This window comes from Lysobacter sp. DMC104 (assembly GCF_056313665.1).
Map to the genome: position 1 here is coordinate 1 of NZ_JBQUZW010000023.1, position 21554 is coordinate 21554.

A 21554-nucleotide genomic window follows, 5' to 3' on the forward strand; every position below is an offset into this window, starting at 1 on the left:
GCCGGAACTGGTCCGAACCCGATACCCTCCCCACGGGACTCACCGCCTGAGTGGCTACAAGATCCGTACGCAGGTCAACCCTATGTCCTGGATGGGTAAGCATGCCGGCCTCTACTTTGATAACAGCGGAGATGGGCCCGTATTAGTCGATCCTCATGGGTCGTATTGGGAGCACCTAGGTCAACCGCCTGAATTCATTCATGAGGGTGCCGATGCAAACCTGCAGGACTATCTTGAATATCAGAGAGCTGACGGTCCGAACGTAAGGACGTACACATTTGCCACCACGCCAAAGCAGGAGAAAGAGATATTAAATAGACTCATTGGTGAATACGGCGATGGATTTACGTGCGCGGATGGCGTCAGCTCCTTAATTGACGGTGTTGGTCCCTTCAAAGGGCTGGGCACATACCTGACTCCGGACGGTCTTGAGGAAGCTTTGCGGCGGCTGAAGGGGCAGTACTCTCCCAGTCCCTTCATCCCAAACCCGTATCTTCCGGATCCGCACAAGTGATCGCCGCAAATAATTTTTGTCGATTAAAGAAGCTAGTCTGGAGGTGGTCTTGTGAGAGCAACCGTCTTTATTTTGTGCTATACGCTCATCGCCGCAACGCTCGCGATCGTGGCGTTTCCAATTCCGGACTTTCTCTTGGGTCTCGGGTCTCCCAATAACGTGAATGTGGGGAGGTATTACATGGCGAGCGATTTAGTGTTCGTCTGGTTTATCACTTGCTTTTGCGTTCTGGTATTTCTGTGTCTTTGTAAGGTCGTGCTAAAAATCCTTAAGATTAGAAAATCTTTTTGGACTTTGGCGTTGATAGGCAGTGGCCTCGGAGCACTCGTGGTTACTTTTTACTTTCTGCTCAATCACAGAGCGAATTTCATGGCCGGGCTCATGGGGTTGGCGAGCGTCAAGGCATACATCTTCTTCTCGCTGCTCGGCGCAGCCTTTATGGTGCAGTCTAGAGCCCATGAAAACCACAAGGCCCGTGTGCAAGTTTAGTAATTGCCCGACACCCGGGTCTCGGCGGAGGCGGTCACGCGGCGAGTGTGTCGGGTTCGATTTCGGCTGTCACCTCCTGCTCGGGAGCGATGGGCGGCAGGACCTCGATCGTGAGCGTCTCGCGTAGCGCCTGAGCGGGCGTTTGGCCCTTCAGGCGATAGCCCTGATGGCTGCGTTCGAGGTTGTAGTAGTGCAGGAAGGCATCGAGGTCGCGTTGGATCTCGGCGGGCGTGATGTACCAGGTTTGTCGCCCAGCGACGCGGAAGCATTCGTCGAGCAGCGTGCGGTTCATGCGCTCGACGAAGCCGTTGTTGCGCGGCGTGGCGATCTTCGTGGTGCGGTGTTCGATGTCTTCCATCGCCAGCAGCAGTTCGTACGGATGCTGCTCGGGTTTTCCGCAGAACTCGCTGCCGTTGTCGGTGAGGATGGATTGCACCGGCACGCCCAGGGCTTCGTAGAACGGCAGCACGCGGTCGTACAGCGTGTCCGCGGCGGTGATCGGCATCTTGCTGGTGTAGACCTTGGCGAAGGCCAGCGAGCATAAGGTGTCGACGACGACCTGGACGTAGACCTTGCCGACCCCCTTGAGCGTACCCCAGTAGAAGGTGTCCTGATTCAGGAGCTCTCCGGGTGCGGAGGACTCGACGTGTTGCGGGATGGCATCGCTACCGGCGCGTTCGAGCAGGCGCATTTGCTCGTCGGAGAGGAGGAAGGTAGTGTCGCGGGCGCGAGCCTCCAGCCGGAGCAGACGCCGATGGCGCTTGAGCAGGTCGTGTCGCTGCTAGACACCACGTACGCCCGAGGGGCTGACTTCGATCCCGGAGAGCCGAAGCTGGTTGGCGACGAATTGGGATCCCTTGGTGGGGTGCTTGAGGCAGAAGTCGAAGATGGCGGTTTCGACCTCGGGGCTGACCCGGTTGGGATGTGGTCCGCGCGGCCCCCGTTTCTGCTCGACGAGGCCGGCGACACCGGCGGTCTGGAAGGCACGCTTGATCTCGTAGAACGAGTCTCGGTGGTAGCCCATGAGCTGGCAGGCCTTGGAGACGTTGCCGAGTTCTTCGGCCAGTTGCAGCAACGAGAACTTGCGCTTGGTAATCTGTTCGGAAGCGGTCATCTGGGTTCTCCGGGTGTGACTGGAAGGTGTGGTAACCACCAATCTACCGAAGGCCCAGGTGCCCGCCCTGAAACGAGCATTTCAGGGGCGGACTGTCGGGGAAATACTCAACTCATACAACCGGACATCCGATGAGCAGAGCTATCTGGCATCTTCGGCGCAGGACTCGGCGTGCTCGGCTTCTTCGACCACTTTGCGCTGTCGGCGCTGGTCATCGCGCTGCCGATGGCGGTGTCCGGCCTGATGCTCTGGCGCAGCGGCATCGAGACGCGCGGCCGCTCGCTGGAAGGCATCGAAGCGGCGATGGAGCGGGCGTCGTAGCGCCCGGCGCGCGCGTCAGCGTGCGCCGATGAACCGCACGATGCTCCCCGCCGCATCCCGCCCTTCCTGCACGGCGGTGACGACGAGGTCCGCGCCGCGGACGCCGTCGCCGCCGGCGAATAGTTTCGGGTTCGCGGTCTGGTACGGGTGCACGGGATTCGCGGGATCGAAGTGGAACGGATGGTGTGGCGGCGGTGCGGGAGTGACGCGGATGCGGCCGTCATCGTGCAGCGTGACGCCGTGTGCGACGAGCCACGCCGGCGGGTCGGGCTGGAAGCCGAACGCGATGAGCACGATGTCGGCGTCGAGGTCGACTTCGCTGCCGGGCACCTGTTCTGGGCGACGGCGGCCACGCGCGTCGGGTTCGCCGAGGCGGGTTTCGGCGACGCGCACGGCGCGAACGTGGGCGTTGCCGTCGTCGAGCAGCGCCAGCGGCGCGCGCTGGAACAGGAAGCGCACGCCTTCCTCGCGCGCGTTCGCGACCTCGCGCGCGGAGCCGGGCATGCTGGCTTCGTCGCGGCGATAGACGCAGCTCACTTCGGCCGCGCCCAGGCGCACGGCGCTGCGCACGCAGTCCATGCCGGTGTCGCCGCCGCCGAGCACGACCACGCGCTTGCCGCGCAGGTCGGGCAGTTCGACGCGATCTTCCCAGCCGGCGATCGGCCGGCCGGCGGCATTGTCTTCGCCGATGACGATGCGTCCGTTCTGCACGAGGAACGGCAGCGCCGGCAGCACGTTGTGCAGGTCCTGGCCGGGCAACTGGCCGTCGGTGTAGCGATAGCTGCCGAGGCCGAGGAACACGGCGTCGAAGTCGGCGAGCAGCGTGTCCAGCGACACGTCGCGGCCGATCTCGACGCCGAGGCGGAATTCGACGCCCATGCCTTCGAGCACGCGGCGGCGTTCGGCGATCACGGTCTTTTCGAGCTTGAAGCTGGGGATGCCGAACTGCAGCAGGCCGCCGATCTGTTCGTAGCGATCGAACACCACGGCCTGCACGCCCGCGCGTGCGAGCCGGTCCGCGCAGGCGAGGCCCGCGGGGCCGGCACCGACGACGGCGACGCGCTTGCCGGTGGCCGGCGCGTGCGAGAGATCGGGCGTCCAGCCTTCGGACAGCGCCTTGTCGACGATGTATTTCTCGACCGCGCCGATGGTGACCGCGCCGAAGCCGTCGTTGAGCGTGCACGAGCCTTCGCACAACCTGTCCTGCGGGCAGACGCGACCGCAGATCTCGGGCAGCGGATTGGTCTCGTGGCACAGCGCCGCGGCTTCGTGCACGCGGCCTTCGCGCGCGAGTTCCAGCCACTGCGGGATGAAGTTGTGCAGCGGGCAGCCCCAGCTGCAGTACGGGTTGCCGCAGTCGAGGCAGCGCGATGCCTGGGTCTTCGCTTCGGCTTCGCCGAAGCGGCCGTACAGCTCGTGCCAGTCGCCGTCGCGACGCGCTTCGACCGGCACGCGATCGGGCATCTGCCGCTGCGATTGCAGGAACGCCTGCGGGGTCTTCTTGCTCATGAATGTGACCCGGTAGAGCGGCCTTCAGGCCGCTGCGCGAAGGGTGGGAAGCGTGTGCAGCGGACTGAAGGCCGCTCTACCGAAAACAACGGCATCATGCGGCCCTCCGCAACGTTTCACCCAGCGACTCGATGCTCACCGCCTTCGGCTTCACCAGCCAGAACTTGCCGAGATAGTCGCGGAAGTTGTCGATCAGCCGCTGTGCGAGCGCGCTGCCGGTGAGGCGCTGGTGGCGTTCGAGCAGGTCGAGCAGGTGCGAGCGGTGGTTCTCGAAGCCTTCGTGGTTGATGCGCAGGATGTCGATCAGCTCGTGGTTGTAGCGATCGACGAAATCGCGGTCGATGTCGAGCACGTAGGCCATGCCGCCGGTGAAGCCGGCGCCGAAGTTCAGGCCGGTGCGGCCGAGCACCGTCACGATGCCGCCGGTCATGTACTCGCAGCAGTGGTCGCCGGCGCCTTCCACGATCGCCAGCGCGCCGGAATTGCGCACGCCGAAGCGTTCGCCGGCGCGGCCCGCGGCGTACAGCTCGCCGCCGGTGGCGCCGTACAGGCAGGTGTTGCCGAGGATCGGCGATTCGCTGGCGACGTAGCGCGCGCCCTGCGGCGGGCGGATGACGATGCGGCCGTCGGCCATGCCCTTGCCGACGTAGTCGTTGGCTTCGCCTTCGAGTTCGAGGTGCAGGCCGCCGGCGAGGAACGCGCCGAAGCTCTGGCCGGCGCTGCCGTCGAAGTGCAGGTCGATCGGCGCGCCGTGCATGCCGTGGTTGCCGTGCAGGCGGGCGATGCGGCCGGACAGGCGCGTACCGATGCTGCGATCGGTGTTGCGGATCGCATGGCGGAACGTACCGCCGCGCTTGTGTGCGATGGCGTCGGCGAGGTCGCTCTCCAGCGTCGCGGCGAGGCCGGTCGGTGCCGGCTGCGGCGCGCGCACGCCGCAGCGCGCGGGGCCGACGAGGCCGTCGGTCGACAGCAGCGGCGCGAGGTCGAGCAGGCGATGCACCGGCAGCGTGCCTTCGGTCTGGCGCAGCAGATCGGTACGGCCGACGATCTCGTCCAGCGTGCGCGCGCCGAGCTGCGCGAGATAGCCGCGCACTTCCTCGGCGAGGCCGCGGAAGAAATGCTCGACGCGTTCGGGCAGGCCGGTGAAGTGGTCCTCGCGCAGGCGGTCGTCCTGCGTGGCTACGCCGGTGGCGCAGTTGTTGAGGTGGCAGATGCGCAGGTACTTGCAGCCCAGCGCGATCATCGGCGCGGTGCCGAAGCCGAACGATTCGGCGCCGAGCAGCGCGGCCTTGATCACGTCGAGGCCGGTCTTCATGCCACCGTCGGCCTGCACGATCACGCGGTCGCGCAGGCCGTTGGCGATCAGCGACTGCCGCGCTTCCGACAGGCCGAGTTCCCACGGCGTGCCGGCGTAGCGGATCGAGGAGATCGGACTGGCACCGGTGCCGCCGTCGTGGCCGGAGATGGTGACGAGGTCGGCGCCGGCCTTCGCGACGCCGGAGGCAATCGTGCCCACGCCGGCATGCGCCACCAGCTTCACCGAGATCAGCGCCTCGGGATTCACCTGGCGCAGGTCGTAGATCAGCTGCGCGAGGTCCTCGATCGAGTAGATGTCGTGGTGCGGCGGTGGCGAGATCAGGCCGATGCCCGGGCGCGCGTAGCGCAGCCGCGCGATCAGCGCGTTGACCTTGTGGCCGGGCAGCTGGCCGCCTTCACCGGGCTTGGCGCCCTGCGCGACCTTGATCTGCAGCACTTCCGCGTTGACGAGGTATTCGGGGGTCACGCCGAAGCGGCCGGACGCCACCTGCTTGATCTTCGACACCTTGTCGGTGCCGTAGCGCACCGGGTCTTCGCCGCCTTCGCCGGAATTGCTGCGGCCGCCGAGGCGGTTCATCGCGATCGCCAGCGCCTCGTGCGCTTCCGGCGACAGCGCGCCGAGGCTCATCGCCGCGGTGTCGAAGCGCTTGACGATGCTTTCGACCGGTTCGACCTCGTCGAGCGGAATGGCCACGGCCTTCGCCGTGTCGAGCGCGAGCAGGTCGCGCAGCGCGGCGGGCGGGCGGCCGTTCACCGCGGCGGCGTAGGCGCTCCAGTCCTCGCGCAGGCCGCTGCGCACGGCGCGCTGCAGCGTGGTGACGACGTCGGGGTTGTACTGGTGGTACTCGCCGTTCGGCGTGAACTGCAGCAGACCGCCGAATTCCGGCAGCGCGTTGTTGTCCCAGGCGCGCGCGGCGACTTCGGCAGTTTCAGCCTGCAATTGTTCGAACGTGGCGCCGCCGATGCGCGAGGGCGTGCCGGTGAAGCACAGGTCGACGACTTCCTTCGCGAGTCCGACGATCTCGAACAGCTGCGCGCCGCGGTAGCTGCCGATGGTGCTGATGCCCATCTTCGAGATGATCTTCAGCAGGCCCTTCTTGATGCCGCGGCGGTAGCTGCGGCCGATCTGGGTGCCTTCGCCGTGCTTGGTCTTGAGGATGCCGCGCTCGCCGAGGTCGTGCAGCGTCTGGTAGGCGAGATAGGGATACACCGCGGTCGCGCCGTTGCCGATGAGGCAGGCGAAGTGGTGCGGGTCGCGCGCGGTGCCGGTTTCGACGATGAGGTTGGACGTGCAGCGCAGGCCGGTGCGCACCAGATGCTGGTGCACCGCGCCGGTGGCGAGCAACGCATGCACCAGCAGGTGGTCGCGGCGCGGGCGGCGGTCGGTGAGGATCAGCAGCAGCACGCCGTCGCGGGCGGCGGCCTCGGCCTCGGCGCACAGGCGTTCGAGCGCGGCGCGCAGGCCTTCCTCGGGCGAATAGTTCAGGTCGAGGTAGCGATGCGATTCGGCGTACGGCGCCATCGTCAGCAGCTGGCGCTGCTTGCGCTGCGACAGCACCGGCGAGTTCAGCATGACGTGCGCGACCTGCTCCGGCCCGTCGGCGAAGAGGTTGCCCTCGCGGCCGATCTGCGTGCCCAGCGACATCACGCAGTCCTCGCGCAGCGAGTCGATCGGCGGATTGGTCACCTGCGCGAACGCCTGGCGGAAGCGGTCGTACAGCGGCCGCACCTGCGCGGAGAGCGCGGCCATCGGCACGTCGTCGCCCATCGAGCCCACGGCTTCCTGTTCGGTTTCCGCCAGCGGGCGCAGGATCTGCTCGCGTTCCTCGCGGGTGAGCTGGAACAGCTTCTGGAAGCCGGCCAGCGTCGACGCGTCGAACGGCATCGAGGTGAGGTTCGGATCGACCAGTTCGGTGTGCAGGTAGGTCATGCCCTGCTTCAGCCACTGCTTGTACGGCGCGCGCGCGCGGTTGATCGCGTCGATGGCGTCGGAATCGAGCAGGCGGCCGGTCTCCAGGTCCGCGGCGATCATCTGCCCCGGGCCGAGCTTGCCCTTGGCGAGGATGCGGGTGTTGTCGACGTCCCACACGCCGGCTTCGGACGCGACCATGAAGGTGCGGTCGTCGCTGATCTGCCACCGCGCAGGGCGCAGGCCGTTGCGATCGACCGTGCACGCGGCGAAGCGGCCGTCGAAGGCGACGATGCCGGCCGGGCCGTCCCACGGCTCGCTGTTGAGCGCGTAGTACTCGTAGAACGCCAGCAGGTCGGCGTCCTTGTATTCCAGCGACTGCGTCGCCGGCGGGATGAGGATGCGCAGCGCCTTCAGCAGGTCCATGCCGCCGGCCTGGAGCAGCTCCAGCATCGAATCGAGGCTCTGCGAGTCGGAGCCGTTCATCTCGATCGGCGGATCGAATTCCGCCGGATCGAAACCGTTCGGCTGCCACACGTGGGCGCGCGCACGGGCCCAGACGCGGTTACCGGCGATCGTGTTGATCTCGCCGTTGTGCGCGAGCAGGCGGAACGGTTGCGCCAGCGGCCAGCGCGGGCTGGTGTTGGTGGAGAAACGCTGGTGGAAGACCACCGCGCTGCTGGCCAGCTCCGGCCGTTGCAGGTCGGGATAGAGCTTCGGCAGCGATTCCGGCAGCACCATGCCCTTGTAGCCGATGCTGCTGGCCGAGAGGCTGACCACGTGCAGGCCGGGCACGTCCTGCAACGCCTGTTCGGCGCGGCGTCGCGCCACGTACAGCGCACGCTGGAATTCCGCCGCCGCCATGCGCGCGCCTTCGACGTCGAGCACGGGTACCACGAAGATCTGTTCGATGGCCGGCAGGTGCGCGCGGGCGAGTTCGCCGCAGACCGAATCGTCGACCGGCACCGTGCGCCAGCCCGACACCGCCAGGCCGACGCCGCGCAGCGCCTGCGCGAAGGCGGCGCGGACGCGGTCGATCGCGTCCGCGTCGTGCGGCATGAATACGATTCCCGAGGCGTAGCGCTGGCCGAGGACGATGCCGGATTCGGCCGCGATCGCGCGGAGGAAGGCGTCCGGGGTCTTCAGCAGCAGGCCGCAGCCATCGCCGGTGAGGCCGTCGGCGGCGACACCGCCGCGGTGGGTCATGCGTGCCAGCGCCTCCAGCGCGCTGCGCACGAGGGCGGGGCTTGGACGATCGTCGAGTTGCGCGATCAGCCCGAAACCGCAGGCATCACGCTCGTCGCGCGGGTCGTAGAGGCCGGTCAGGCCGCGTTGGTCGCTTTCCATCGGACGGGCTCCGGGAAGGGAACGCCAGGGGATTCACGAGGAATCGGGAGGCGCGGACGCCCTCGCGGGCCGGGCGGGTCCACGGGAGCGTCCATCGCAGGATGACCCGACTTAAGCACAATTGGTGCACTGCGGCAACCGGGGGGAACGGTCCATTCGTCGAAGGGTGTCCTCCGTCGCGGACACCGTGGTCAGGCCGTGCGGACTAGAGCGTGTCATGCACTTTTTCATGCGCCGCATCGGTGGCCCAGGGGCGCAACCCTTCGGGAAACCCGTCCGCGGGCGCGATCCGGCGTTGCGTCCCTTGCCAAGGCCACCCGCCTTGGCGGCGGGCCGCGCCTTGGCTCGCGCCCGCGGACGGGCTTCGCGGCGTATGAAAAAGTGCATGACACGCTCTAGACTGCGCCCTCGCTCCGCTTCCTCCCCGTCCCCACGTGAACACGCCCCTGGTCGCCGGCCGGCGCCGCGCCGCGCTGGCCTTCATCTTCGTCACCGTGCTGATCGACGTGCTGGCGTTCGGCGTCATCATCCCGGTGCTGCCGCACCTGGTGCAGCAGTTCGTCGGCGGCGACGAGTCGAAGGCGGCGTACTGGGTCGGCGTGTTCGCCAGTGCGTACTACTTCGTGCAGTTCTTCAGCTCGCCGATCCAGGGCGCGCTGTCGGATCGTTACGGCCGCCGGCCGGTGATCCTGCTGTCGTGCCTCGGCCTCGGCATCGACTTCGTGTTCATGGCGCTGGCACCGGACCTCGCGTGGCTGTTCGTCGGCCGCATCATCTCGGCGATCACCTCGGCCAGCTTCAGCACCGCGAATGCCTACATCGCCGACGTCACCGCGCCGGAAGAACGCGCCAAGGGCTTCGGCATGATCGGCGCGGCGTTCGGCCTCGGCTTCGTCATCGGTCCGCTGCTCGGCGGCGTGCTGGGCGACATCGACCTGCGCCTGCCGTTCTGGTTCTCCGCGGGCCTGGCGCTGCTGAACGTGCTGTACGGCCTGTTCGTGTTGCCCGAATCGCTGCCGCCGGAGAAGCGCACGTCGACCTTCGACTGGTCGCACGCGAAGCCGATGGGCGGTGTGGCATTGCTGCGCGACTATCCGGCGATCTGGGGCCTGGTCGCGCTGGTGTTCATGGCGAACTTCGCGCACTACGTCTATCCGAGCACGTTCGTGCTGTTCGCCGACGTCCGTTACGGCTGGGACCAGAAGCATGCCGGCTACGTGCTGGCGGTGGTCGGCGTGATCAGCGTGATCGTCAACGCGGTGCTGGTCGGCAAGCTGGTGAAGGCGCTGGGCGAACGTCGCGCGATCCTGCTCGGCCTGGCCTGCGGCATCGTCGGCTTCCTGATCTACGGTGTCGCCGATACCGGTTGGCTGTTCCTGTGCGGCCTGCCGATCAGCGGCCTGTGGGCGATCGCGAGTCCGGCCACGATGGCGCTGATTTCGCGCCAGGTCGGACCAGAGGTGCAGGGCCGCGTCAACGGCGCGCTGACCGGGCTGGTGTCGCTGGCCGGCATCTTCGCGCCGGCGCTGTTCGCCGGTTCGTTCGGCTACTTCATCGGCCCGCATGCGCCGGTGCACCTGCCCGGCATCGCGTTCCTGCTCGCCGCGGTGTTGCTGGCCTGCGGCTGGCTGATCGCGTGGCGCCATGCGCGCGCGCCTGCGGGCGCGCCGGCCGCCGTGCCGCCCGCGACGGAGGTGGCGGGCGGGTGAACGCGCCCGTCCCGTCACCGGATTCGATCGAAACACGCGACACGACGGCGCCTGCGCCGGTGGAGCCCGGCGTCGTCGAGTTCCGCTATGCGGACTTCCGCTTTTCGTGGTGGTTCGTCGTCGTTTTTGCGGGCCTGGGTTGGGCCGCGTTCGGCGTCGATCCTCCGCGGTTCCCGCCGTTCATGTTGCTCTTCGGCGGCGCCGTTCTCTTCCTGATGGCGCGTTATGCGCGGGAACGCTTCCGCTATGCAGGCCCCTGGCTCGTGCTGGATCCGGAAGGGTTGCACTCGATGCCCTACGAACGGCAACGCGTCGATGTCCGCTGGGACGAGATCGCCCGCCTGACATGTGAACACGATCGACACAGCGACTACATCGGCATCTGGCTGAAGGATCCCGCCCGGCGATTGCCCGCGCGCAGCCTCTGGTTGTACGGCAAGCGGCGTCCGCATCTCTCCATCCGCATCCCGAACACGGAAGGCTCGGCGAAAAAGCTGGTCGCCCGGATCGTGGACTATCAGGCTCGCGTCGTCCGCTGACGAACGCCTCAGCCTTCGTCCGCGCCTTCGACCGCCGCCAGTTCGTGGCTCGGCAGCGGCAGCATCGCCCAGAACGGCACGGCGTCCGCGGCCCAGCGCGCGGCGGTGTCCTGCAGGATCTCGACCACCGCCTCGACGTCCTCCGCGGCCTGTTCGCGCCAGGCGCCGACGTGTTCGAGCAGCAGCAGGTAGCCCGGCGCCGCCAGCCACGAGAGATCGGCGAGGCAGTCGGCCAAGGCGTCGAGGTTGTCGCCGAACCAGTCGGGGAATTCCAGCGCCTCGGCGATCTCGCGCAGCGCGGCGCCGGTGTCGGTGCAGGCGCGCAGGTCGACGGCCTGCACGCAAAAGCGCAGCGCCCGCCCGGCCTCGAGCAGCGCCTCGCGATCGCGCGTGTCGACGAAGTACGCACCTGCGCGCTCGGGATCGGCGAGCAGGGCATTCAGTTCCATCGCGCTCATCGTGCAGCCTCCTGCCCGTCGAGGGTGAAGCGGCGGAAGCTGCGATAGTGGTCGTCGGTGTAGAAGAATTCGGTCGGCGGCTGGCCGCCGGCGATGATCCGCCGCGCGCCGCGATCGCGCGATCCCGGCGTTTCCACGGTGTATTCGCGGTAATAGCCGCGCGGCTGCGGTGGCAGCCGGCGTTCGCGGTTGCCGAACGTGGCGTCGTCCTGCCGGTGCGGATACGGGCCACCGCGTGCGATCAGGTGCAGCGTGTCGATGGCTTCCGGCGGCAGGAAATCGGGATAGGTCGTCGCGGCCTGCACATCGTTGCGTGCGGGAGCCGACGCCGTCGACGGCATCGACAGGGGCGGCGGCATCGCCAGCGGCGTGTCGCCCGTGCGTGCGGGTGCCGTCTGCGCGGGTGCCTCCGCAGGCGCGGGCGGAGGCGGCGTCCGCAGCGCGAACCACGCCACGATCGCCAGCAGCGCCAGCGTCCCCCAGATCTTCCACCCCGAACCCGTCCGTGTCGGCATCGGCCGTCTCCCGTCGCTGTCGTGGTCCACGATGGACCCGCGCGGCGGCGCGCGGGCTGATCCGGGTCAATTCCTCGCGTTCAGCCGCAGGTCGCCGAGGCGATCATGCCCTTGCCGTCGAGCTGCAGGTTCAGCCGGTCGCCGCGGTAGTCCTGCGTGACCATCACGCCGGGGCGCAGTACGCGTAGCGCCTTGGCGCCGCTGGCGGCCATCGCGGCCTGCACGGTGCCCTCGTCCGCCTTGCGTCCGACGAAGTCCTGCGCCTTCGCGGCATCGCAGGTGGGTGCATCGAGGCCGGAGCCGGCCAGCACCGGCGGTTCTTCGCCGACGACCGCGCCGGAGGGCGGGCTTTCCTGCGATCCGACGGGCGTGCAGGCAGCCAGCGTGAGCAGCGCGAACAACGGGATCGGAGACGAGGCCATGGCGCAGGTCCTTTCCGTGGAGGGTGCGCGCAGTATGCATGTCGCTCGTAGGATTTCGTAAAAGCCGGAGACGTGTGCGGGATCCGTCCCGGTCTTTCATTTCCCGCGATTCGATCGATGCGCGATATCGTTCGACCTGCACGATCCATGCGCGATCGCGCATGCCGAACGGCCATCGATCACGAATCGACATCGCGATGCGACGCATCGGTCGAAGACACCGCGTCGCGGCGCTAGACTTGCATCGCGGTGCACGCCTCCGTGCACACGCGCGCAAGCATGGCGACAAGCCTGACGCGCGACACCTTCGGCGATGTCCGAACGCGTGTCCTGCGCCTGTGTGTCAACCGTCCCGGCTTCCGTGCGTTCGAGGCGTGGCGGGGGGAGGAGGCTGACATGCAAGATCGCAACATCTGGTGGTTCGGCGAGTGCGACGCCAATGCCCTCGCGGACTTCGAGCGCCGCGCTGTCTGCGCGCTCGATCTCGAGCCCGACCCGGCACCTGCCGTCGCCGCGCGCGAACACTGTTTCGTCGATACCTGCGCCGTGGGCGACGTGATCGTGGTCGCGTCCGCGGCAGACGGTACGCTGCTCGCGGGCGATGTCGAAGGCGAGGCGCTGCGGCGACCGGGGGTCACCCGCATGCAACTGGTGCGCTCGGTGCACTGGCATCCGGTGCCACTGTCCGACGACGAGGCGTCGGAGGTCGAGGACGTGCTGAAGGCCTTGCCGGCATGCACGCCGATCGACCTCGCCGCGCTTCCGGCGCTGGCGGCGGTGATCGATGCCGTGCCCGATGAGGAGGCTTCGCCGCTGCAGTTCGAGATCGACCGGCGACCGCTGCCGTTGCCGCCGCCGGCACTGCCGAACCTCTACCAGTCGCCGTTCGCCGGGCGCATCCTGCGCGACTTCCGCTGGCGCGAATACCTGATCGCGAATCCCGACGTCGCCGCCACGGGCGATGGCCATGCGCATGCGTTCGGCCATTTCTTCCACCAGGGCTACTACGAGCGGCGGATCTTCGACCTCGCGCGCCTCGACGGCTTCGACCCGGGGTTCTACCGCGAACGCTATCCGGAACTCGCGCTGCCCACCGACGCCGCGGCGCAGATCCACTACTGCTACGAAGGCTGGTACGAGGAGCGCATCCCGAACCGCGACAGCGCCTGGCTGCACGATGCCGCGCTGCACGTGTACCAGATGGGCAAGGTGGGATCGCACGCGATCGCCGCCGGGCTGCAGGAGGCCGGCTACGACGGCGGCGTCATCCACCTGCACTGGCCGACGGACGTGGTCACCGGTTATCCGTCGAACCGCCTGCCGTATTCGCGCATCCTGGTGCATGAACGCGCGCGGCCGGTGAAGGTGATCTCGGCCACGCGCGAAATCGTGTCGTGGACGCTGTCGGGCCTGTTCCAGTACCACGGCGGCGCCGTGCTGAACGTCGCCGACGCCGTGGCGCTGATCGAGGAGCGTTTCTGGGAAACCTGCGCCAGCGGCCTGCGCTGGTTCGACCACCGCTACCACTGCGGCCTCGATGTCTACGCGCATCCCTTCGACCATGCCGCCGGGCATGCGCGCATCGACCATGCGGGCATCGAGTTGCTGATCTACCGCCAGGAAGACCTGTCGCGCATGGCCGCGCCGCTCGCGGCCTTCATCGGCGTGCCCACGCTGCGGCTGGATGCGCGCAACGTCGGCGAAGACAAGGCGTATTCCGGCCTCTACCGCCGGATGCTGCGCGACTTCCGCCTGCCCGGGAACCTGCTGTCCTCGCTGTACGACAGTGCCTTCATGCGCCACTTCTACAGCGACGCCGAGCGCGAGGCCGCCTACGCCCGCTGGGTGCGGCGCGACTGACGGCGCGACGACTCACTCGAATCCGTATCGCTTGGCCCATGCGTCCACACGCTCGACATTGCCGGCGCACAGTTCACGGAAGCGATCGTCCAGACGCGAGTCCTCGCTCATGCGCCGCCAGAACAACAGTGAGAGCGACGTTGCCTTGGCCCAGATGGCGATGCGGCCCAGGTCGGGCGTCGGCAATGTGAACGGATCGTCGCGAACGGTGCCGCTTTCGTTGGGGCGATAGTGCATCGGGAGCATGTCGTAGACCGGCGTGAGACGCACGATCTGACTGTCGACATCGACGAAGAAGCTCAAGTTGCCGCCGTGCATGTCGGTGTTGCCGATCAGTCGGCCGAAGGCGTCGAGCAGACGGATGCGCTCGATATCGTCGGTGGCGATGAAGCCTTGGCGATGCAATTCCAGCGCCGATGGCAGCCAGGGGTTGCCCACGCCGCCGCCATACGCAGCGTCAAGCGCGTCGAGCGCGACCACGCCGATGCGACCGCCCTGTGGCGTCCGATCGAAGCGCGTGGACTGGAGGAATCGCCAGTTGTCGACGTCGACGATTTCAGTCGACGCGCTGGCGATGCCATGCTCGTTCAGCAGATGCAGCGCCTGTTCTTCGCACAGCAACAGGTTGCCCCAGCGCCGTGTGGCAGCGTTGTCGGGGTCGATGTGGACGAATTTGACGATGACGTCCTCGCCCACATCCTCCGATTGCATGAAAGAGGTAACGAATTTGGGTTGTTCGCCAGCGGCCGAAGAACCGGGGCGTCTCGTGGTGGCGGTATGCTGCGCAAGCGACACAAAGACCTTGGCGCGTTCCTCGATCGGGATACCGTCAGAATTCGACCCACTCCACGCGATGCGCATGATCTCTCGGTCCAGGACGAGATCACCAAGCGGGTCTGCCATGTAATGCAGCAAGGCAAGCAGGATGTCGTCTGCCTGCCAGTGACGAGGATCGTCGGGGGCGCTGATTTCATCTGAATACCACTTCGCGAACTCTCGCCCTAGATACCCCTGCGGTCGCAAAGCAAGCAAAAACCACGGTAAGTCGTCATAGAACCCGGACGAGAAGTCGCCGTGCATGTACAACGGCAGTGGCCGGTCCGCTTGCAGATACCAGCACTGGCGATCGCCATGCAGGGCGTGCAGCTCCCCGAGGCGTTCGGGCCGTCCGTCCGGGGCGATCCGGAACAGTGGCCAGCGATTGCCGTTCCGCCCGACGTCACGGCGAAGTGCGTAACGGCTCGCGCGTCCGCGCCCCGTCGACAGCACCTCGTCGCCGAGACGCGTCAATGCCGTGGTCACGGTCGGCGTGCTGACGCCCAGATGCCGGGCCAGCGCGCTGGCGCTGGCCGGGCCGAGGGAGCGCATCGCCAGCCGGAGTCGATCGCTGGGGAAGGCCATGGAAAAAGACTTACGGTAAGGAAATGATTTCCTACACCGAAAGGTTCTTGAAATCAATCAGATAGAAGTTTTGCTGACTGATTTATTTAACGATTAATTTAACGATTTTTAGGATGCGCTCGGACCATTGAATGTATAAGCCTTTGATTCGATGGCAATAGCGGCGGCCGGTCAGGCCGCCGCGCGCACCGCCACCGGTGTCGCGTTCCACTTCTCCAGCAGCGCCGCTTCGCGCGCCTTCGCCTTGTGCAGGTGCGCTTCCTTGACGTGGCCGAAGCCGCGGATGTGCTCGGGGATCGAGGCGATCTCGGTGGCCAGTGCGACGTTGCCGGCATCGAGCTTCGCCAGCAGCGTGTCGATCGTGGCGAAGTAGTCGGCGATCAGCTGTCGCTCCATCTTGCGCTCGGCGGTGTAGCCGAACACGTCGAAGGTGCTGCCGCGCAGGCCGCGCAGCTTGGCGAGAAGGCCGAACGCCTTCAGCATCCACGGGCCGTATTCCTGCTTGATCAGGCGGCCCTGCGCGTCCTTCTTCGCCAGCAGTGGCGGCGCGAGGTGGAAGCGCAGCGTGTAGTCGCCTTCGAACTGTTGCTGCAGGCGGCGCTGGAAATCGCCGCTGGTGTACAGGCGCGCGACTTCGTATTCGTCCTTGTACGCCATCAGCTTGAACGCATAGCGCGCGACGGCTTCCGACAGGTCGGTCGAACCCGGTGCCTTCGCCTGTTCGGCCGCGCGCACCTTCGCGACGAGGTCGGCATAGCGCTTCGCGTACATCGCGTCCTGGTAGTCGGTGAGGAACGCGACGCGGCGGGCGATGATCTCGTCGATCGAGCGCGACAGGCGCGTGTCGTCGAGCGGCGCGAACGCATCGCCGCCGCCGCTGGCCGGCACGTGGCGCAGCTCCTGCGCGTCGCGCAGGTTCGCGGCCTGCGGATTGAGGCCGGATTCGTGGCCTTCCGACGGCGTCGGCGCCAGCAGCGGCAGCGCATGCGGCGTGGCTTCGGCGGTGGTCGGCGCGTTCTTGACGATGCCGGCGGCTTCGACGACCGCCGGCAGGTCGATCGCGGCGAGGCGACCCCACGCGAACGCGGTCTTGTTCATCTGCACCGCGGCGCCGTTGAGTTCGACCGCGCGCATCAGCGCATCGAACGAGATCGGCACCAGCCCCTGCTGCCAGGCGTAGCCGAGCATGAAGAGGTTGGCCGCGATCGCGTCGCCCATCAGCGCGGTGGCGAGCTGGGTGGCGTCGACCAGCGACGGCTCCTTGCCGCCCAGCGCGGTGCGCACCGCGGCGACGATGTCGGCCGCCGGGAACTGCATGTCCGGGCGCGTGGTGAAGGTGCCGGGCATCGCCTCGTAGCTGTTGAGCACGACGTTGGTGCGGTCGCCGCGGATCTTCGACAGCGCCCAGTAGTCGTTGACCACGACCATGTCGCAGCCGAGCACGAGGTCGGCCTCGCCGGCGGCGATGCGCACGGCGTGGATGTCGTCGGGCGTGCGCGCCAGGCGGATGTGCGTGGTCACCGCGCCGCCTTTCTGCGCGAGGCCGGTCTGGTCGAGCACGGTCGCGCCCTTGCCTTCGAGATGGCCGGCCATGCCCAGCAGCGCGCCGATCGTCACCACGCCGGTGCCGCCGACGCCGGTGATGAGGATGTTCCAGGGACGATCGAGCGCGCTGGCGAACGTCGGCATCGGCAGGTCGCCGAGGCGGTCCGCGGCGTTGACTTTGTTGCCCTTGCGCAACTGGCCACCGTGCACGGTGACGAAGCTCGGGCAGAAGCCCTCGACGCAGCTGTAGTCCTTGTTGCAGTTGCTCTGGTCGATGTCGCGCTTGCGGCCGTATTCGGTTTCCTTCGGCAGCACCGAGACGCAGAAGCTCTTCACGCCGCAGTCGCCGCAGCCTTCGCAGACCAGCGAGTTGATCGCGACGCGCTTCTGCGGATCGACCAGCTTGCCGCGCTTGCGGCGGCGGCGTTTCTCGGTGGCGCAGGTCTGGTCGTAGATCAGGATGCTGACGCCCTTGGTCTTGCGCAGCTTCTTCTGCACCTCGTCCAGTTCGCGGCGGTCGAAGAACTCGACGTCGTTCGGGAACAGGTAGCGCTGGCGCGTCCACTTCAGGATGTCGTCGCTCACGACCACGATCGTGTACGCGCCCTCGGCGCGCATCTGCTGCGCGATCTGCGGCACGGTCAGCGTGCCGTCGACCGGCTGGCCGCCGGTCATCGCGACCGCGTCGTTGTAGAGGATCTTGTAGGTGATGTTGACGCCGGCGGCGATCGACTGGCGGATCGCGAGCGAACCGGAATGGAAATACGTGCCGTCGCCAAGGTTCTGGAAGACGTGCTCGTTCTCGGTGAACGCCGCCTGCCCGCACCACGTCACGCCTTCGCCGCCCATGTGGGTGAAAGTGTCGGTGTTGCGGTCCATCCACGTCACCATGTAATGGCAACCGATGCCGCCGAGCGCGCGCGAACCTTCCGGCACCTTGGTCGAAGTGTTGTGCGGGCAGCCGCTGCAGTAGTGCGGCACGCGCGGGAAGCTGGCGCGTGGCAGCGCGAGTTCGCCTTCCTTCTCCGCCATCCACTGCATCACGTTCTCGATGCGTTCGCTGGCGTGGAAGCGCTGGATGCGCCGGCCGATCACGCCCGCGATCGTCGCCGGGGTCAGTTCGCCGGTGCTGGGCAGGATCCAAGCGCCGCTCTCGTCGAACTTGCCGACGATGCTCGGTCGGTCGCCCTCGAAGTTGTAGAACAGCTCCTTCATCTGGCTCTCGATGAAGCCGAGCTTCTCCTCGACCACCACGATGTCCTGCAGCCCGCGCGCGAACGCGCGGATGCCCATCGGCTCCAGCGGCCAGGTCATGCCGACCTTGTACACGCGGATGCCGAGGTCCGCGCAGGCGTGCGCGTCGAGGCCGAGGTATTCCAGCGCCTGCAGCACGTCGAGATAGCTCTTGCCGGTGGTGACGATGCCGAGCCGCGCGTTCGGCGAATCGATCACCACGCGATCGAGGCGATTGGCGCGCGCGAACGCCTGCGCGGCCTTCACCGCGTAGCGATGCAGGCGCATTTCCTGGTCCAGCGGCGGGTCCGGCCAACGGATGTTGAGCCCGCCCGGCGGGATCTCGAAGTCGTCCGGCGTGACGATCTGCAGCGCCAGCGGATTGACGTCGACCGACGCCGACGATTCCACGGTTTCGGCGATCGTCTTGAAGCCGACCCAGCGGCCGGTGTAGCGCGACATCGCCCAGCCGATCAGGCCCATGTCGAGAATGTCCTGCACGCCGGCCGGGTTCAGCACCGGCATCAGCGCGGACTGGAATTCGCCTTCGCTGCCATGCGGCAGCGTGGAGCTGCGGCAGGCGTGATCGTCTGCGGCCATCGCCAGCACGCCGCCGAACTTCGAGGTGCCGGCTGCGTTGGCGTGCTTGAACACGTCGCCGCAGCGGTCCACGCCAGGGCCCTTGCCGTACCACATGCCGAACACGCCATCGACCTTCGCGCCCGGGAACAGGTTGGTCTGCTGGGTGCCCCAAACCATAGTGGCGCCCAGGTCCTCGTTCAGGCCGGGAGTGAACTTCACCCCCGCCTTCTCCAGGTGCTTCTTCGCCCGCCACAGCTCCAGGTCGAAGCCGCCCAGCGGGCTGCCGCGGTAGCCGCTGATGAACCCGGCGGTGGCCAGCCCGGCGGCCTGGTCGCGCAGCCGCTGCATGAGCGGCAGCCGGACCAGCGCCTGGACGCCCGACAGGTAGATGCGGCCCTCGGTCCGGGTGAACTTGTCGTCCAGGGTGTAGGTGCGGTCCACGGTCGACGGGGCGGCCGGTTCGCGGGGGATTGGACGAAAGTCGGTGGTGCTGGTCATGACGGTCGGGCGTCCTTGGCGACGGGCGGGCCCGGCGCGCGCAGAGGAGGGAATAGAGTGAAAATTCTAGCAGGGGCGCGGAGTTGGGCGGCCGATGCCGACTCCCGCGCTGCCGGATGCAAGGCGTTTCCGCGCTTCGGCGGCCGGAGACGGGTCTGCGCCGGCCGGGGCGAAAATGCGCAAAATGTGACCAAATGCGCTGACGCGTCACGATCGATCGGGGAGTTTGCCCGATGCGGGGAACTCACATGGATCAGCGACTTGCCCGGATTCCGTGATGAATGTCCGTTGTTGGCCCGAAACTTGCTTCCGGGCCAACGGCGACATGCGTGCGAAAGAAGGCGATCGCAGTCCGTCCCGTTCCCGGACCCTCGGGGACGGAACGTGACGACCCATGTCCCGCCCGGACGGCACTTCGCCCGAGGGGCGTTCGGCATGGTGGCAACAGAGCGGCAGTGCACGGGGGTCGGGCACTGCTTCAACGAGTAACGGGTGGCGACCGCAATCCGGTCGGCCCAGGGGGAGTTTCAGTGCTGGCCAAACCGACTTGCATCGCGGACACCGTGCGTCGTTCGATCGTCGCCGTCACCCTGCTCGCTGCCGGACTCCTTGCGAGCCCGGTCGCCTGGTCGCAGGCGGTCAACACCGCTTCGGTCGCGCCGCCGTCCAGCGTCACCGACCCCAATGTCGCCAACAACACCGCGACGGACAGCGACACCATCGTCCGGACTTCGGACCTGAGTCTGGTGAAGACCGCCAGCCCCAGCCCGGTAATCGTCGGCCAGATCCTCAACTACACCCTCACCCTCGGCAACGCCGGCCCCAGCGCAATCGTTGCCGGCGACACCCTCTCCATCCAGGAAAGCCTGCCCGCCGGCCTGACCGGCTGCACGTACACCCCCTCCGCCGGCACCTTCACCGTCGGCACCATCGCCCCGGGTGCCACGGGCACCGGCACCTGGAGTGGCCTCGCCCTGCCCAATGGCGGCAGTGCCACCCTCACCATTTCCTGCACGGTCGACGCCGCTGCCGCGGCGAGCATCACCAATACCGCCACCGTGCTGCCGCCCACCGGCGTCGGCGATCCCAACTGCTCCGGCTCGCCCGTCACCTGCACCGGCAACAACACCGGTTCGGTCACCACGACGGTCGACCGCCCGCAGCTGACGCTGACCAAGACCGCCTCGGCGGCGAGCTTCACGGTGGGTGTCCCGGCTTCGTACACGCTGCAGCTCAGCAACACCGGTACGGCGGCGACGAATGCCGTGTCGACGATCACCGACACGATCCCGGCGGGCCTGACGATCGGCACGCTGCCGGCGGGCTGCACGGCGGCCGGCCAGACGGTGACGTGCACGATCGCGGCGGGCCTTGCCGCGGGCAGCAGCACGTCGTTCGTGATCCCGGTGACGCCGACGGTGTCGGCACAGCCGAGCGTGACCAATACGGCGACGGTGACGGGTGGCGGCGATCCGACCTGTCCGGCGGCGGCGCATTGCACGAGCACGGCCGGCCCGACGCCGGTGAACGCGCCGGTGCTGACGCTGACGAAGACGGCGAGCGCCGCTTCGTTCACGGTCGGCGTGCCTGCGTCGTACACGCTGCAGGTGTCGAACACCGGCACGGCGGCGACGAACGCCGTGTCGACCATCACCGATACGATCCCGACGGGTCTGACCATCGGCACGCTGCCGGCGGGCTGCACGGCAGCCGGCCAGACGGTGACGTGCACCATTGCCTCCGGCCTTGCCGCGGGCAGCAGCACGAGCTTCGTGATCCCGGTGACGCCGACGGTGTCGGCGCAGCCGAGCGTGACGAACACGGCGACGGTGACGGGCGGCGGTGATCCGACCTGCCCGGCGGCGGCGCACTGCACGAGCACGGCCGGCCCGACGCCGGTGAACGCGCCGGAGCTGACGCTGACGAAGACCGCTTCGGCGGCGAGCTTCACGGTCGGCGTCCCGGCCTCGTACACGCTGCAGGTGAGCAACACGGGCACGGCGGCGACGAACGCCGTCTCCACGATCACCGACACGATCCCGACGGGCCTGACGATCGGCACGCTGCCGGCGGGCTGCACGAGCGCGGGCCAGACGGTGACCTGCACCATTGCCTCCGGCCTGGCCGCGGGCAGCAGCACGAGCTTCGTGATCCCGGTGACGCCGACGGTGTCGGCGCAGCCGAGCGTGACCAACACGGCGAGCGTGACGGGTGGCGGTGATCCGACCTGCCCGGCGGCGGCGCACTGCACGAGCACGGCCGGTCCGACGCC

Annotated in this window: 12 protein-coding genes and 2 pseudogenes; 6 read left to right on the forward strand and 8 right to left on the reverse strand. The window is 67.6% G+C overall.

What is annotated here, in order from left to right:
• On the forward strand, positions 1–514 hold a 514-nt coding region (locus ACT53R_RS19250), incomplete at its 5' end, for a hypothetical protein (protein WP_476173535.1).
• Between the two features lie 523 nt (positions 515–1037).
• Here the strand turns inward: ACT53R_RS19250 and ACT53R_RS19255 are convergent.
• Positions 1038–2117, reverse strand: a pseudogene (locus tag ACT53R_RS19255) (IS481 family transposase).
• A gap of 171 nt (positions 2118–2288) precedes the next feature.
• Between ACT53R_RS19255 and ACT53R_RS19260 the strand changes: the two are divergent.
• Positions 2289–2438 carry a hypothetical protein gene (locus ACT53R_RS19260; RefSeq protein ID WP_476173536.1) on the forward strand — a complete coding sequence of 50 codons (150 nt, stop codon included), beginning with the start codon at positions 2289–2291 and terminating at the stop codon, positions 2436–2438.
• A gap of 15 nt (positions 2439–2453) precedes the next feature.
• Here ACT53R_RS19260 and ACT53R_RS19265 read toward each other — a convergent pair whose 3' ends face one another.
• A complete protein-coding gene (locus ACT53R_RS19265) occupies positions 2454–3947 on the reverse strand; it encodes an FAD-dependent oxidoreductase (RefSeq protein ID WP_476173537.1) in 1494 nt (497 codons plus the stop codon).
• Positions 3948–4041: 94 nt separating this feature from the next.
• Positions 4042–8520 carry a glutamate synthase large subunit gene (gltB, locus tag ACT53R_RS19270; RefSeq protein WP_476173538.1) on the reverse strand — a complete coding sequence of 1493 codons (4479 nt, stop codon included), beginning with the start codon at positions 8518–8520 and terminating at the stop codon, positions 4042–4044.
• 434 nt (positions 8521–8954) lie between these two features.
• On the opposite strand from gltB, the gene ACT53R_RS19275 reads away from it, so the two are divergent.
• Complete coding sequence (locus ACT53R_RS19275) at positions 8955–10229, forward strand: TCR/Tet family MFS transporter (RefSeq protein WP_476173539.1); 1275 nt, start codon at positions 8955–8957, stop codon at positions 10227–10229.
• On the forward strand, positions 10226–10768 hold the full coding sequence (locus ACT53R_RS19280; RefSeq protein ID WP_476173540.1) for a hypothetical protein: 543 nt from the start codon (positions 10226–10228) through the stop codon (positions 10766–10768). The genes ACT53R_RS19275 and ACT53R_RS19280 overlap by 4 nt, the downstream gene beginning before the upstream one ends.
• A gap of 8 nt (positions 10769–10776) precedes the next feature.
• On the opposite strand, the gene ACT53R_RS19285 is transcribed toward ACT53R_RS19280, so the two are convergent.
• The 3 genes from ACT53R_RS19285 to ACT53R_RS19295 all read right to left on the reverse strand — a co-directional run bounded on the left by ACT53R_RS19285 (position 10777) and on the right by ACT53R_RS19295 (position 12163).
• Positions 10777–11226 carry a barstar family protein gene (locus ACT53R_RS19285; RefSeq protein WP_476173541.1) on the reverse strand — a complete coding sequence of 150 codons (450 nt, stop codon included), beginning with the start codon at positions 11224–11226 and terminating at the stop codon, positions 10777–10779.
• A complete protein-coding gene (locus tag ACT53R_RS19290) occupies positions 11223–11741 on the reverse strand; it encodes a guanyl-specific ribonuclease (RefSeq protein ID WP_476173542.1) in 519 nt (172 codons plus the stop codon). The genes ACT53R_RS19285 and ACT53R_RS19290 overlap by 4 nt, the downstream gene beginning before the upstream one ends.
• Positions 11742–11821: 80 nt before the next feature.
• Complete coding sequence (locus ACT53R_RS19295; RefSeq protein ID WP_476173543.1) at positions 11822–12163, reverse strand: I78 family peptidase inhibitor; 342 nt, start codon at positions 12161–12163, stop codon at positions 11822–11824.
• Between the two features lie 396 nt (positions 12164–12559).
• Here ACT53R_RS19295 and ACT53R_RS19300 point away from each other — a divergent pair, with 396 nt between their 5' ends.
• Positions 12560–14023 (forward strand): hypothetical protein, encoded by a 1464-nt coding sequence (locus tag ACT53R_RS19300; protein ID WP_476173544.1) that lies wholly within the window; start codon positions 12560–12562, stop codon positions 14021–14023.
• A gap of 12 nt (positions 14024–14035) precedes the next feature.
• Here the strand turns inward: ACT53R_RS19300 and yjjJ are convergent, their stop codons facing one another.
• Together yjjJ and ACT53R_RS19310 are read right to left on the reverse strand one after the other, a co-directional pair.
• Complete coding sequence (gene yjjJ, locus ACT53R_RS19305) at positions 14036–15424, reverse strand: type II toxin-antitoxin system HipA family toxin YjjJ (protein WP_476173545.1); 1389 nt, start codon at positions 15422–15424, stop codon at positions 14036–14038.
• Positions 15425–15595: 171 nt separating this feature from the next.
• Positions 15596–19282, reverse strand: a complete 3687-nt coding sequence (locus tag ACT53R_RS19310) for an indolepyruvate ferredoxin oxidoreductase family protein (protein WP_476173546.1) — start codon at positions 19280–19282, stop codon at positions 15596–15598.
• A gap of 530 nt (positions 19283–19812) precedes the next feature.
• Between ACT53R_RS19310 and ACT53R_RS19315 the strand changes: the two are divergent.
• Positions 19813–21554 (forward strand): annotated as a pseudogene (locus ACT53R_RS19315) (hypothetical protein); the annotation flags it as partial.